Annotated in this window: 12 protein-coding genes; 2 read left to right on the forward strand and 10 right to left on the reverse strand. The window is 60.3% G+C overall.

The features are described 5' to 3' along the window. Window positions 1–14: 14 nt before the first annotated feature. From EGT36_RS12055 to EGT36_RS12065, 3 genes are all read right to left on the reverse strand, one after another. Window positions 15–776, reverse strand: a complete 762-nt coding sequence (locus tag EGT36_RS12055) for a phosphatidylserine decarboxylase (RefSeq protein ID WP_153775372.1) — start codon at window positions 774–776, stop codon at window positions 15–17. A gap of 101 nt (window positions 777–877) precedes the next feature. After that, on the reverse strand, window positions 878–2,764 hold the full coding sequence (locus EGT36_RS12060) for an ABCB family ABC transporter ATP-binding protein/permease (RefSeq protein ID WP_037088933.1): 1,887 nt from the start codon (window positions 2,762–2,764) through the stop codon (window positions 878–880). Window positions 2,765–2,874: 110 nt separating this feature from the next. Beyond that, window positions 2,875–4,866 carry a LysM peptidoglycan-binding domain-containing protein gene (locus tag EGT36_RS12065; RefSeq protein ID WP_037088934.1) on the reverse strand — a complete coding sequence of 664 codons (1,992 nt, stop codon included), beginning with the start codon at window positions 4,864–4,866 and terminating at the stop codon, window positions 2,875–2,877. A gap of 156 nt (window positions 4,867–5,022) precedes the next feature. Between EGT36_RS12065 and EGT36_RS12070 the strand changes: the two genes are divergently transcribed. Beyond that, window positions 5,023–5,643, forward strand: coding sequence for an LOG family protein (locus tag EGT36_RS12070; RefSeq protein ID WP_006700139.1), 621 nt, complete (start codon window positions 5,023–5,025; stop codon window positions 5,641–5,643). A gap of 187 nt (window positions 5,644–5,830) precedes the next feature. Further along, window positions 5,831–7,591: a peptidoglycan D,D-transpeptidase FtsI family protein gene (locus tag EGT36_RS12075; protein WP_037088935.1), complete on the forward strand. Its 1,761-nt coding sequence runs from the start codon at window positions 5,831–5,833 to the stop codon at window positions 7,589–7,591. Window positions 7,592–7,642: 51 nt separating this feature from the next. Here EGT36_RS12075 and rarD read toward each other — a convergent pair whose 3' ends face one another. From rarD to EGT36_RS12110, 7 genes are all read right to left on the reverse strand, one after another. Continuing rightward, a complete protein-coding gene (rarD, locus tag EGT36_RS12080; protein WP_022555918.1) occupies window positions 7,643–8,551 on the reverse strand; it encodes an EamA family transporter RarD in 909 nt (302 codons plus the stop codon). A 213-nt stretch (window positions 8,552–8,764) separates the two neighbouring features. After that, window positions 8,765–9,721 carry a prolyl aminopeptidase gene (gene pip, locus EGT36_RS12085; protein WP_006700141.1) on the reverse strand — a complete coding sequence of 319 codons (957 nt, stop codon included), beginning with the start codon at window positions 9,719–9,721 and terminating at the stop codon, window positions 8,765–8,767. A 3-nt stretch (window positions 9,722–9,724) separates the two neighbouring features. Continuing rightward, window positions 9,725–10,183: a GFA family protein gene (locus EGT36_RS12090; protein ID WP_125270435.1), complete on the reverse strand. Its 459-nt coding sequence runs from the start codon at window positions 10,181–10,183 to the stop codon at window positions 9,725–9,727. Then, window positions 10,180–10,656 carry a GFA family protein gene (locus EGT36_RS12095; protein WP_037088938.1) on the reverse strand — a complete coding sequence of 159 codons (477 nt, stop codon included), beginning with the start codon at window positions 10,654–10,656 and terminating at the stop codon, window positions 10,180–10,182. The genes EGT36_RS12090 and EGT36_RS12095 overlap by 4 nt, the downstream gene beginning before the upstream one ends. Continuing rightward, complete coding sequence (locus tag EGT36_RS12100) at window positions 10,653–11,021, reverse strand: endonuclease domain-containing protein (protein WP_172965644.1); 369 nt, start codon at window positions 11,019–11,021, stop codon at window positions 10,653–10,655. Before EGT36_RS12100 ends, EGT36_RS12095 begins: the two co-directional genes overlap by 4 nt. Window positions 11,022–11,295: 274 nt before the next feature. Next, on the reverse strand, window positions 11,296–12,681 hold the full coding sequence (cysS, locus tag EGT36_RS12105; RefSeq protein WP_037088939.1) for a cysteine--tRNA ligase: 1,386 nt from the start codon (window positions 12,679–12,681) through the stop codon (window positions 11,296–11,298). Between the two features lie 211 nt (window positions 12,682–12,892). After that, window positions 12,893–13,633, reverse strand: coding sequence for an SDR family NAD(P)-dependent oxidoreductase (locus EGT36_RS12110; RefSeq protein ID WP_004441013.1), 741 nt, complete (start codon window positions 13,631–13,633; stop codon window positions 12,893–12,895). Window positions 13,634–13,681: the final 48 nt, after the last annotated feature.

The following is a 13,681-nucleotide window of genomic DNA, read 5'->3' on the forward strand; positions in this document are numbered from 1 at the left end:
TTTCCTGATCGTCATCAGCCGCGGCGGCTGAGGAGCGGACCCTTGGCGGAACCGAACTCTGCCAGCACGGTCTCGCCGGCGATTGCCGTCTGACCCACGGATACACGCGGCTGGAAGCCTTCCGGGAGGAAGATGTCAAGGCGCGAGCCGAAGCGGATAAGGCCGAAACGCTCGCCGGCATCGACGGGCTCGTTTGGCTTGACCCAGCAGACGATGCGCCGAGCGACCATGCCGGCGATCTGCACCACGCCGACCTTGCCATGCGACGTTTCGATGACGAGGCCGTTGCGCTCATTGTCCTCGGAAGCCTTGTCCACCTCGGCATTGAGAAACAGGCCGGGACGGTAGGCAACATTGACGATGCGGCCGCGGACCGGCGAACGGTTCACGTGGCAGTTGAAGACGTTCATGAACACCGAGATACGCACCATCGGCTCCTTGCCCAGCTCCAGTTCCAGCGGCGGGATGACGGTCTGTACGGCGGAAACCCTGCCATCGGCGGGGCTGATGATCAGGTCGTCATCCTGCGGCGTCACGCGCTCGGGATCGCGGAAGAAATAGGCGCACCAGGCCGTCAGCACCAGGCCGACCCAGAACAGCGGTTCGGCGATCCAGCCGAGCACCAGCGATGCCACGAAGAAAGCGGCTACGAAGACATAACCTTCCTTGTGGATCGGTACGATGGTGTTGCGAATGGTGTCGAACAGATTCATATGGTTCCTTGCTCCGGTTTTGTCTGTCGCGTCTATATGTGGTCGTGATACGACATGATCCATACGGACGTGCGACAAATTTTGCCTAGCTGGTTACAGCCAAACGGACCGCCCGGCAATGGTCCCCTTGCCATGCGGGGGCCGTTATCAGGCGTTTATGCGCCTCAATGCGCTGGTTCGCCGCGGTCCACGACACCGAGATCGTCGGTTTCGCGAACATGGCGCAGCATCTCTTCGGCCCGGATAGCTTCGCGCTGGCGGCTCCACATCGAGGCGTAAAGACCGTTCTGGGCCATCAGGGATGTATGCGTGCCGCGCTCCGCGATCAGCCCTTCCTTCAGCACGATGATTTCATCTGCGCCGATCACCGTCGAGAGCCGGTGGGCGATGACCAGTGTGGTGCGGTTTTTCGAAACGATATCAAGCGCGCTCTGGATTTCCTGCTCCGTATGCGTATCGAGCGCCGAGGTCGCCTCGTCGAGGATCAGGATCGGCGGTGCCTTGAGGATCGTCCGGGCAATCGCCACACGCTGCTTTTCGCCACCGGAGAGCTTCAGCCCGCGCTCCCCGACCATGGTGGCGTAGCCATCCGGAAGCTTTCCGATGAAGGCGCTGATCTGGGCTGCATCCGCTGCCGCCGTGATGTCTTCGTCATTCGCCGAAGGGCGGCCGTAACGGATATTGTAGGCCAGTGTATCGTTGAACAGCACCGTATCCTGCGGAACCATGCCGATGACGGAACGGAGGCTCTTTTGCGTCACGTCGCGGACATCCTGTCCGTCAATCGTGATCGCCCCTTCCTGGATATCGTAGAAACGGTAGAGCAGCCGCGAGATCGTTGATTTTCCTGCACCCGAAGGCCCGACAATGGCGACTGTCTTGCCCGCCGGCACGTCGAAGGAAATGCCCTTCAGGATCGGTCTCTCGGCATCATAGGCAAAATGCACGTCGCGGAACGAGATCGCGCCGGGACCGGCGGCGAGCGGCGTCGCACCCGGCCTGTCGGTAACCTCGGCTTCCACTTCCAGAAGCTCGAACATCTGCTCGATATCGGCGAGGCCCTGGCGGATTTCGCGATAGACGAAACCGATGAAATTGAGCGGCACGGAAAGCTGCAGCAAAAGTGCATTGATGAAGACGAAATCACCGATCGTCTGTTCGCCGCGCTGCACGGCAAGCGCCGACATCACCATCATGACGGTGGAGCCAAGGCCGAAAATCACACCCTGGCCGAAGTTCAGCCAGCCGAGCGAGGTCCAGATCGAGATCGCCGATTTTTCGTAACGCGCCATTGCGACATCGAAGCGCTGCGCCTCCATCTCTTCATTGCCGAAATATTTGACGGTCTCGAAATTCAGCAGCGAGTCGATTGCCTTGGTATTGGCATCGGTGTCGCTGTCGTTCATCGCGCGGCGGATGGAGATTCGCCAGTTGCTGGCCCGGACAGTGAACCAGATATAGGCCCAGACGGTGATGACCGTGACGAGAACGTAGGAAAAGCCGTAGGACGCCCAGAAGATGATTGCCGTCAGCAGGAATTCGATGAAGGTCGGTGCGGTGTTGAGGATGGTGAAGCGGACAATGGTTTCGATGCCCTTGGTGCCACGCTCGATAACCCGCGAGAGCCCGCCGGTCTTGCGCTCCAGATGGAAGCGCAGCGAAAGCCGGTGCATGTGTACGAATGTTCTGTAGGCCAGCTGGCGGACCGCGTGCTGACCGACGCTGGCAAAAAGCGAATCGCGCAGCTGGTTAAGCCCGACCTGTATCAGCCGCGTCAGATTATAGGCGATGACAAGGGCGACCGCGCCCAGCAGGAAGGCCGGGACCAGCCCCGCCATATCGAGCTTGCCATTCAGCGCGTCCGTCGCCCATTTGAAGAAATAGGGGACGGAGATGAGGACCAGCTTGGCGACAACAAGGTATACGGTGGCCCAGACCACCCGCATCTTCAGATCCCACCGCCCCTCCGGCCACATATAGGGCCAGAGATTGATCAGCGTCTGGGTGGGATTGCTGGAATCCGCAGAAATGGTTTTTTTCTTCGTGGCCATCATACTCTCCGGTCACTGCCGGAAGCCGACAGCATGACGGCGGCTTTGGTCAAGCCGCCGCGCGCGTCACAGATAGGATCGTTGCGGATTTACCGCAACGGTTCAGTTGCTCAAGAGCCACCTTTCAGCCGCTTGCGGTGAAGTTCTTCCGCATTCGGCAGGGCCTCTTTCGGCACGCCGAAAATCTGGCCGGGCTCGATCAGGTCAGGGTTTTTGATCTGGTCCTCATTGGCGAGATAGATCGTGGTATAACGGACGCCCTGACCATAGACGCGGCGCGAAATCTGCCACAGCGTGTCGCCACGGCGGATGATGACGCTGTTCTGGCTTTCGGCCAGCGGCGCCTGCTCGAAGGTCTGCGGACCGGCTGGCGCCTGTGGCGTGGGAGCGGGCGGCGCGGTGATGTGGAGTTCGGCAAGCCTGCTGGCCAGCGAAGCCAGCCCCTTGCCGATTGCCGCCACGTCATTCGGCCAGGCTTCGACCGATGTCAGCAGCTGGCGCGCCTTGGCGGCGATGTCGCCGGCGAAGGCTGTGAAGTCCGGCTCGGTGGCTGCCGCGGTGCGGAACTCCGAAAGCGATTTCAGCGCAATCACCACGGCAGAGCGGCCGGCTATTGCCTGATCGAGTGCCGGTGTCGGCTGGTCCCTGTAGAGATTGGAGAGGATGCCGAAGGCCTTGGCGACATCGGTGCGCAGCTTTTCGAAAGCGGCGCGGTCGCTTGCCGTGCTCTGGTTTTCGGCCGGCACTGCAGTCGTTGCCGCTGACGAAGAAGCAGACGGCGTCTGCATCGCGACGGTTGCCTGGTCGGTCTGCGGCCTTTCGAACGGAACGCGCACGCGCACTTTCGCGGTGCCGTCGGCATTCAGCTCCTCGACGGTGATGATGTGGCTGCCAACGGCGAGATCGACGTCGCCTTCGATGACAAAATGCCCGGAGGCTTCCGTCGTGGCCTTGCCGATTTCCCTGTCATCGACCAGCGCGCGAACCATCGAACCGGCGGGCGCGGAACCCGCGACGAAAATCTTCGATCCCTCGAACTCGACGGCAGTGACCTGGACGCTCGACGTCAACGGAGCGGCGGCAGCGCCGGCAAGCGGTACGGAGGCCGCATTGGCGTTGGTCGCAGCCGTTGCCGCAGGCTGTTGTGATGGCGTTTGCGGCTGAAGCGACGGAGGGGCCGCCTCCGGCATGGCGAGGACCCGGCTTGCCTTGCCGGGCTTTGAAACCATGGCCAGAAGCTCGCCGGCCTTGCCTTCCGGAACGGAAACCGTCGCCACTTCCTCAGACTGCGTCGCCTTGCCGGCGGTATCGGTCGAACGCAGCACCAGTTCATGGTCGCCGGGCGGCAGGGGATTGTCGAAAACGGCTGCGAAATCGCCGGAGCCGTCGATCGTTGTCTGGGCGACGACCTTGCCGTTGCTCAGGATTTCAAGTTTCGCACCCGGCTGCGCCTTGCCGGCAACAACCGCCGAACCATCAGGCTCGACGCGCAGGACGTCGAAAGTCGGCGCGCCGGAAGAGGTCTGCGTGGCATCGGCTGGCGCCGCCGCCGGCTTCGCCGCTTCGGGCGCGCCATCGTCGGTGCCGGCGAAGACGCCCGCGAGACGACGCACCTGCGCCGCCGCTGCCGCCGCATTGTCAGGCAGGCCGCGCAGGAAGGCCGTGGTGCGCTCGGCGGCGGTGCGGGCCGTGGTGATGAGCCGCGACGTCGTTTCATCCAGCGACTCGGGAATTTCGATATTCGTCAGTTCCTTGAGCGAGGTCTCGACCTTCTTGCGCGCCGCTGCGAAATCGGCGTCGGAGGGGACCTTGCTGTCGGCGAAAAGCGTGGTCAGATCCTTGATCGACTGTGTGGCGGAAGCCGCCAGACGGCCGACCTTGTCGGCGATATTGGCGGTTTCTTCTGCCGCATCGGACAGGATGTCGCCCGCCTTGTCGGCGCCCATTTCCACGCTGTTCTTCACGGCGTTGCCCGCCTCGTTGATGGCGTCGCCGATCGGCTTGCCGTCGTTTGAAATCCGCGGCAGGACGAAAAAGATCATGAGCAGGGATGCAATCCCCAACACGATCAGCGCCAGCAAACCGGCTTTATTGTTTTTCATCCTGGGTGCTCCGGATAATTCAAGCTTTTCACACGAGTTGAGATTGCTAGCGTCTTACCTAGCGCCAGACAAGCGGTGAGTGGCCAAAAGGCCATATTTGCAAGGGATTTCCCAAATTTTCTTGACGTGCCGCATTGCACATAGTTCCTTCCCTTCATGACGGACAAAAATACAGCGATTCGATCCATCTGCGTTTATTGCGGCTCCCAGCCCGGACGTGATCCCGCCCACATGGAAGCAGGCCGTGCGCTTGGGAAATCCATTGCCGAAAACGGCATTCGCCTGGTTTATGGTGGTGGCACCAAGGGCATCATGGGCGCAGTTGCCAGCGGCGTTCTTTCCAATGGCGGCGAAGTGACGGGCATCATACCGGAATTTCTGGTCGACATGGAGGCAACACGCCATTCTCTCGGACAATTGAACGAGCTTGTCATCACCAAGGACATGCACGAGCGCAAACACATGATGTTCGAGCGCTCGGATGCTTTCGTCACCCTGCCGGGCGGTGTCGGCACGCTGGAAGAGATCGTGGAGATCATGACCTGGGCGCAGCTCGGCCGTCACGCGAAGCCAATGGTCTTTGCCAATATCAACGGTTTCTGGAACCCGATGCTAGAACTCGTGCAACATATGCGCGACCAGGGCTTCATCCACCGTGCGCATCTTCTCAATCCGCTCATCATTGACGAGGTGAAGGACATCGTCCCCGCCATCATCGACCGCGCGCTGGCCCAGCAGAACCCTGAAGGCGACCCTTCGGTGATTTCGCGCCTGTAGGCCCGGCGATTGTTAACGGCCGCTCGGGCGGCTCGTTACAATTTTAAATGTATATTAATGTAGATTTAACGGCGGCATCCTTCCGCCCGTCCTTTTCGTGGCCCGGCGACTGATCCTGTGTCACCGTTTCCCAGGCGTTGGTTATCGCGGAATTTTGCTCCGCCGCCTCGGGTGGGTGTCATCGGCAATGATTGCTTTCGTGATGCGGCTGAAGAGCCGGACGCATTTCATTATCAAGAGAAACCCGCTGCGGGGCAGGGAGGTCGTGTTCGGTTCGGTCGCCCGCCGCCGGGCGGAGGCAAAGACGCGGCTTGCGATCGTCATCGCCGTCTTCATTGCGATCTATGGCGTTGCCGCGGCGCGCCTCGTTCAATATGGGCTCGCCGAACCCGTTTCCACCGCATGGATCAATTCCGGCGTCAACGCCATCGCCTCACGGCCTGACATCATCGACCGCAACGGCACGCTTCTGGCGACCGATCTCAACATGGTATCGCTTTATGCGGATCCGCGCAGGATCGTCGATCCGGACGAGGTGGTGGAAAAACTCGCGACCGTCATTCCCAATCTGGACTGGCGCGAGACGCATCGTAGATTGCGTTCGGATACAGGCTTCCAGTGGTTGCGACGCCAGCTGACACCGCGGCAGCAGGCGGATATTCTCAATCTCGGCATACCGGGTATCGGTTTCCGCCCGGAAAAACGGCGGTTTTATCCGGGCGGCCCAACCGCTTCGCATATTATCGGCCACGTCAATGTCGACAATCAGGGTCTCGCCGGCATGGAGCGTTACCTGGACCAGCAGGGGCTGGCCGATCTGCGCGCTGTGGGTCTTGCCAGCGGCACGCCACTGGAACCGGTGCGGCTGTCCATCGATCTCAGGGTACAGAACATCGTTCGCGACGTGGTCGTGAAGGCGAAAAGTGCCTATCAGGCCGAAGCCGCCGGTTCGGTGATCCTCGATGTGGAGACGGGCGAAGTGCTGGCCATGGCTTCCGTCCCGGATTACGATCCGAACGAACCTTCCCGCACCCTCGCCGATGGCAGCGTCGACAAGGAGTATGAAAAAGGCTGGTTCAACAGGATGAGCAACGCCACCTTCGAGATGGGCTCCACATTCAAGAGCTTCACGCTCGCCATGGGTCTGGATGCCGGGGCGATTACGCTCAATTCGGTGGTGGATGCGTCGCGGCCGATCCGCATGGGCGGCTTCACCATCAGGGATTTCAAGGGAAGAAACCGGCCGCTCTCCATTCCGGAAGTGTTTCAATTTTCATCGAATATCGGCACGGCTGCGGTGGCTGACAGGGTCGGTGTCGAGGGCCATCAACAATTCCTGACGAAGCTTGGTCTGCTGACCAGAATGGACACGGAAATGCCCGGCGTTGCCACGCCGACCCAGCCGAGAAACTGGAAGAAAATCAATTCCGTCACCATCTCCTTCGGCCATGGCGTTGCTACCACTCCGTTGCAGACGGCGGTGGCCGCTGCAGCCCTTATCAATGGCGGAAGCCTGATCTCTCCGACCTTTCTGCCGCGTTCGAAAGAGACTGCGGCATCGCTTGCGCGCAGCGTCATCAACGACAGGACGAGCGCCGACATACGTTACCTGTTCAACTGGAACGGCATCAAGGGTTCCGGCCGTGGCGCACAGGTGGAGGGGTTTCATGTCGGCGGCAAGACGGGGACGGCAGACAAGGTGATCAATGGCCGTTACGCCAAGGACATCAATTTCAACGCCTTCGTGGCCGGTTTTCCCATGCACAAGCCGAAATATGTCGTGCTGACCATGATCGATGCGCCAAGGACCGGCGTGAACGGCGGCCGCACGGCAGCCTCGACAGCGGCCCCCATGACGCGCGAGATCATCGCCCAGACGGCGGGCCTCCTCGGTGTCAAGCCGCGCTTCGGCTATGAGGGAAACCCGCAATTGCTGGTGGATTACTGACGCCTGGCTACCTCACTCCTGTTCAGGGAGCAGGAGTGAGAAAGGATTTGGTCATCGCTTGAGCCGCAGCAGGCTTGAGCCGGTGTAGATCGCAAGCGCCACCCAGATCATTGCGAAAGCCGCCAGACGCACCATGTCGAACGGTTCCTTGAAGATGAAAATGGCTATCAGGAAGATCATCGTCGGCGCGATATATTGCATGATGCCGATGGTGGAGAGCTTCAGCAGTTTCGCACCATTGCCATAGAGAATGAGGGGAACGGCGGTGATGAGACCGCTTGCCGCCAGAAGCCAGGTATCGGCGGAATTGCCGCCCATGAAATGCGCCTGTCCGCTGAACGCAAGCCAGATCATGACCAGCACGGCGGGAATAGACAGCAGCATGACTTCCAGCAGGAAGCCCTGCGTCGCGCCTATGGGCAGGGTTTTGCGGAAAAAGGCGTAAAAGCCCCAGGAAACGGTGAGCGCTATGGAAACCCATGGCAGGCTGCCCGCATGCCAGGTTAGGATGGCCACCGCAACCGCCACGAGGCTGATGGCGGCGATCTGCGCCGGATAGAGTTTTTCCTTCAGCAGTACGGCACCGAGGAAGATGCTGAACAGCGGATTGATGAAATAGCCGAGCGCGGCATCAAGTGCGCGGCCTGCGCCGATCGACCAGATGTAGACGCCCCAGTTGATGCTGATGAGCGCAGCCGTAAGACTCGCCATCGCAAGCATCTTCGGACTCCTCAGCGCCGTACGGATTTCAGCCGTACGCCCGAGCACGATCAGCACCACCGCTGCGATCGGCACCGACCAGACGACGCGATGCACGATGACCTCGATCGGTGAAATATGTGCAACCGCCTTCATGTAGAAGGGCAGGAAACCCCACAAAAGATATGCGGAAAGCGCGAAAGCAAAACCGCGCGCGCTGTCGCCGCCCTCTTGGGCTGGAAGCGTTTTGTCGAGTGCCATGGGAGTACCGCCAATTGTTCGGATGGCGTTTTATAACGGATCGGCACAATGGCGGCCAATTCATTTCCGTGAAGGGTTCATGAGAAAAACTGCATGAATAACAGGCGCTTTGCCTTTCAAACGTGCTGATCAGCGCCGGGTAGATGATCCCCGCAGGAAACCCCTGCGTGAATCATCATCTTATCCTGCCGCCACAACGTGCTGAAATAAATACTATTTCCCGGCAAAACGGTCGTTGGCGCGGATCAGTTGATCGAGAATGCCGGGCTCGCTCATCGCATGTCCCGCGGCCTCGATAATGTGGAAATCCGCGTCCGGCCAGGCCTTGGCGAGCTGCCAGGCATATTTCAGCGGGCAGGGCATATCGTAACGTCCATGCACGATGACACCGGGAATATTCCTGAGCTTGCCGGCATCGCGCAGCAATTGTCCTTCCTCAAGCCAGCCGCCATTAACGAAGAAGTGGTTTTCGATGCGGGCGAAGGCAATCGCGTATTTGTCTTCACCGAAATCCTCGACGCGGTCGGGATCGGTGACGAGTGCAATGGTCGCGCCCTCCCATTGGCTCCATGCTTTCGCGCATTCCAGCTTCTTCGTTTCGTCAGTGCCTGTGAGATAGCGATTATAGGCCTGCATCATCTCGCCGCGTTCGGATTCGGGAATGGGTGCGATGAATTTTTCCCATTGATCCGGATAGATTTCAGAGACGCCGAACTGGTAGTACCAGTCGAGTTCCGGCCGGGTGACGGTGTAGATACCGCGCAGGACCAGTTCGCTGACGCGGTCCGGATGGGTTTCGGCATAGGCGAGCGCCAGCGTCGAACCCCAGGAGCCGCCGAACACCAGCCATTTCTCGAAGCCGCAGAGTTCACGCAGCCGTTCAATATCGGCAACCAGATGCCATGTGGTGTTGGCTTCGAGTTCCGCGTGTGGCGTGGAGCGACCGCAGCCGCGCTGATCGAACAGGATGACATCGTAAAGATCGGGATCGAATACCCGGCGATGGGTGGGATTTACCCCGCCGCCCGGGCCCCCGTGCAGGAAGACCGCCGGCTTAGCGCCGCGTGTGCCCACCCGCTCCCAATAGATCGTGTGGCCGTCACCCACGTCGAGCATGCCGGTCTCGAAGGGTTCGATCTCTGGATAAAAGCCGCGCAGTTCTTCAGTCATGTTTTATCGTTCCTCAGGCGGCCGTTCGGCCGTGTCATGATCCGGATGTTGGTAGGAGGTGATCTCGGCCTCATCGACGCCCTGTTCGACTGCCGGTTTGGCGAAGAGCTGCTCGATCCACGGCATACGCTTGTGGATGTTCACCTGCACCTGCGGCTCTATCTTCTCGGGATGGTCGAAAGCGCCGATCGCGATCTCCACGCCGCCGGGATAATGATAGGTCAGCGGTGTGCCGCACTTGTTGCAGAAACCGCGATGGATTTTCTGCGACGAGCGGAAGAGGGCAGGCTGGCCGCGTGTCCAGGTCAGATGTGCCTGATCGGCAGTCACAAGTGCGCCAAAGAAATTGCCGAAATGTTTCTGGCACATGCGGCAGTGGCAGATGGAGGCCCTGCCGAGCTTGCCCGCATGGAACCGCACGGCGCCGCACTGGCAGCCGCCGGAAAAACCCGTTTCGCTCATTGTCTGTTCTCCGGTGGCCAGTTTTCGGTGTCGTGGTCGGGGTGTTGATAGGAAACGAGATTGGCAAGGTAGTCGACCTGCGTCAGGTCGTCCTCGGTCGCAACGGCGGGCAGGGTGTGGAGGTTGTCGACAAAACCGATCTTCCGTTCCACGCCCCACTGGATGGTTGGCGGCAGCGCGGCGGGATCGTCGAAGGCGCCGGCCGCCACCGCAATGCCATCCGGGGCCTCATAGGTTAGCGGCGTGCCGCATTCGGGGCAAAAGCCGCGCTTCACGACGCTGGAGGACTGGAAGCGTTTCGGCTCGCCGCGCGTCCATGTGAACTCCACATTGCGAACTGAAACCAGTGGCGCGTAATAAGCCCCGAAAGCCTTCTGGCACATGCGGCAATGGCAGATGGAACTGTCTTTCAGGTTGCCAGTGGCGCGAAAACGGACCGCGCCGCATTGGCATCCGCCGGTATATGTGGTCATCTTCGGTCCTCCCGGATCGTTCTGATAATGTGGAGACAGACATTATCTAAGTCTGTGAGGACGTCATGGTTCCAGAAGCGGAGGATGGTCCAGCCGTCTTTTTCAAGCCGCGCGGTTCTTTCATGATCGTAGTGTAATGCTGCCTCGGATGTATGTTGAGAGCCATCGATCTCGATAATAAGTCGATGATCGGAACAGGCGAAATCGACGATAAAACCGGCAATCGGCATTTGTCTGCGGAAACTCAAGCCTCCAAGGCGATGGGCGCGAATTGCGTTCCAGAGTTTCAGCTCGGCATCCGTCATTACTTTCCGCATCTGCTTCGCGTATTTGCGATGCATTGGGTCTACATCTGCATGCGGCATGATCTGGCTCGCCGTTTAGTGCCTCGCCTTAGATTGGTTGAGGGAACTTAAAATCGCAAGCGTATTGTGGTGGGCGAGGATACCCCCCTCTGCCCTGCCGGGCATCTCCCCCACAAGGAGGGAGATCGGCATGACGCGCCTGCGTCGCTCCATTTCGACCGAAGAGAAATGCGGGGCCTAACAACGAGTCGATCTCCCCACCTGTGGGGGAGATGCCCGGCAGGGCAGAGGGGGGTAAACCGCAAGCCGCAGCCTCAAGCGCTGGACGCAAGCCCTACCGCTTCAACTCCCAGGTCGTCGTCCGCTCCCCGGTCTCCTTGTCCTTGCCATCCTTCAACTGAATGCCCTTCTCCGAAAGCTCATCGCGCAACCGATCGGCCTCTGCAAAGTTCTTCGCCTTCAGCATTTCCAGACGCAATTCCACCAGAGCGTTGACCGCCGAAACGATGGCCTCGTCCATTTCAGTTGTCTTCGGCAGCACGCCCAAGAGGGCAGCACTCGCCGCGAAGGCCGGCAGCTTGGATGGGTTCACATTGGCCGCGTGTGCCGATGCATGCAGCGCCTGCACGGCCGCAACGGTGTTGAGATCGTCGGCAAGCGCCTCGAGCACGGTTTCATCCGGCGCGGCATCGGAGGCTTCCGCCGCCGGCCATTTGGCGAGCAGGCGTTCGGCCTCTTCCAGACGCTTTACCGAAAAATCGATCGGCTCTCTATAATGCGTCATCAGCATCGCAAGACGCAGAACCTCGCCCGGCCATTTCCGGCCGCCGAATTTCTCCGTGTGCAGCAATTCATAGATCGTCACGAAGTTGCCCTCGGACTTCGACATCTTGCGGCCTTCCACCTGCACAAAGCCGTTATGCATCCACACGTTCGCCATGACATGCGTGCCGTGTGCGCAACGGGACTGGGCGATTTCGTTCTCGTGATGTGGAAAGATGAGGTCGAGCCCGCCGCCGTGAATGTCGAAAACGTCACCGAGGTAGCGGCCGGACATAGCCGAGCATTCGATATGCCAGCCGGGACGGCCGCGGCCCCAAGGGCTTTCCCAGCCGGGCTCGTTGTGGGAGGAAAGCTTCCACAGCACGAAATCGCCGGGGTTCTTCTTGTGGGCATCCACCGCCACGCGCGCGCCCGCCTGCTGCTCGTCCAGCGGACGCTTCGAAAGCTGCCCGTAATCGGCCATGGAGCGAGTGTCGAACAAGACCTCGCCACCGGCCACATAGGCGTGGCCGCGTGCGATCAGTTTCTCGATGATGTCGATCATCTGTGCGATATTGTCGGTCGCGCGCGGTTCGACACTTGGCTGAAGGCAGCCCAGCGCCGCGACGTCCGCATGGAACTGGTCAGCCGTCTTTTCCGTCACGGCGTGGATGGCATCGTTGAGCGGCAGATGCGGATAGTCCCGCAGCGCCCGCGCATTGATCTTGTCATCAACGTCAGTGATGTTGCGGGCATAGGTGACGTGATTTTCGCCATAGACATGGCGCAGCAGCCGGAAGAGAACATCGAACACGATGACGGGTCGCGCGTTGCCGATATGGGCGAAATCATAGACCGTCGGGCCGCAGACATACATGCGCACGTTTTCAGGATCGATGGGCGCAAATTCCGCCTTTTCGCGGGTCAGCGTGTTGTGAAGTTTCAGGCGCAAGGACATGCGGCAATTCCCTAAAGGCAGTCAGTTGTCCTGACCGGGCCGTTTGTCTGTAAGACCTTGCGGGAGACGAAAACGAGCCGGCCGGTGGCGAACCAGCAAAATTATTTCAGCAGCAGGTGCAAATCGTCGTTTTCATGACTTGCGTTATGGCGCGGCGGTCATGCGCGGTCAAGCGTTTCTCTCGTGACGTTGGCTGACCCGCCGACCGGCATCACTCCGGCGGACGGTAATCCACGAACCGGTTTTCCCGGACCAGGAAGAGCTTGCCGGTCTCTTTGAGATCGGGCGAAGCAAGCGGCAGGATGGCAGCGGCCACCTCTGACGGATGCGGCACGGTGGCGGGATCTTCGCCGGGCATGGCCTGCGCGCGCATTGCCGTGCGCGTGGCGCCGGGATTGATGCTGTTGACGCGAAGCGCGCTCTTCTGCGTCTCCGCCGCCCAGGTGCGGGCAAGTGCTTCCACAGCTGCCTTGGAGGTGGAGTAGACGCCCCAGAAGGGACGACAGCTATGAGCGGCACCCGAGGACAGGATCAATGCCCGACCGGCGTCAGATTTGAGAAGCAGCGGCTCGACCGAGCGGATCAGCCGCCAGGTGGCGGTGACGTTGATGGTCATGACCCTTTCGAAAACCTTTGCCTCGATATGGCCGACCGGCGAGATGACGCCGAGGACACCGGCATTGGCGACCAGAATATCCAGCTTGCCCCAGCGCTCGTAGATATTGGCGCCCAGCGCATCGATGGCTTTCATGTCGGAGAGATCGAAGGGAACCAGCGTCGCGGTGCCGCCGACGGCCTTGATGGCGTCGTCCAGTTCCTCAAGGCCGCCCACCGTTCGGGCGCAGGCGATGACATGCGCGCCGGCCTTGGCCAGCTCCAGCGCGGTGAAATAGCCGATGCCGCGCGACGCGCCGGTGACGAGAGCGATGCGGCCCTTGAGATCGATAGTCATGGTCTCCCCCGAAATGATTGCGCTTCCTTGTACGAAGCCGCAGCCGCC

Origin of the sequence: Agrobacterium sp. FDAARGOS_525, assembly GCF_003938925.1 — a bacterium.
Classification (GTDB): domain Bacteria; phylum Pseudomonadota; class Alphaproteobacteria; order Rhizobiales; family Rhizobiaceae; genus Agrobacterium; species Agrobacterium pusense.

What these genes read in the sequence shown, in the direction of transcription:
- EGT36_RS12055 (WP_153775372.1), bottom strand. Translation starts at nt 776, where the DNA reads ATGGATCATGTCGTATCACGACCACATATAGACGCGACAGACAAAACC.
- EGT36_RS12060 (WP_037088933.1), bottom strand. Translation starts at nt 2,764, where the DNA reads ATGGCCACGAAGAAAAAAACCATTTCTGCGGATTCCAGCAATCCCACC.
- EGT36_RS12065 (WP_037088934.1), bottom strand. Translation starts at nt 4,866, where the DNA reads ATGAAAAACAATAAAGCCGGTTTGCTGGCGCTGATCGTGTTGGGGATT.
- EGT36_RS12070 (WP_006700139.1), top strand. Translation starts at nt 5,023, where the DNA reads ATGACGGACAAAAATACAGCGATTCGATCCATCTGCGTTTATTGCGGC.
- EGT36_RS12075 (WP_037088935.1), top strand. Translation starts at nt 5,831, where the DNA reads ATGATTGCTTTCGTGATGCGGCTGAAGAGCCGGACGCATTTCATTATC.
- rarD (WP_022555918.1), bottom strand. Translation starts at nt 8,551, where the DNA reads ATGGCACTCGACAAAACGCTTCCAGCCCAAGAGGGCGGCGACAGCGCG.
- pip (WP_006700141.1), bottom strand. Translation starts at nt 9,721, where the DNA reads ATGACTGAAGAACTGCGCGGCTTTTATCCAGAGATCGAACCCTTCGAG.
- EGT36_RS12090 (WP_125270435.1), bottom strand. Translation starts at nt 10,183, where the DNA reads ATGAGCGAAACGGGTTTTTCCGGCGGCTGCCAGTGCGGCGCCGTGCGG.
- EGT36_RS12095 (WP_037088938.1), bottom strand. Translation starts at nt 10,656, where the DNA reads ATGACCACATATACCGGCGGATGCCAATGCGGCGCGGTCCGTTTTCGC.
- EGT36_RS12100 (WP_172965644.1), bottom strand. Translation starts at nt 11,021, where the DNA reads ATGCCGCATGCAGATGTAGACCCAATGCATCGCAAATACGCGAAGCAG.
- cysS (WP_037088939.1), bottom strand. Translation starts at nt 12,681, where the DNA reads ATGTCCTTGCGCCTGAAACTTCACAACACGCTGACCCGCGAAAAGGCG.
- EGT36_RS12110 (WP_004441013.1), bottom strand. Translation starts at nt 13,633, where the DNA reads ATGACTATCGATCTCAAGGGCCGCATCGCTCTCGTCACCGGCGCGTCG.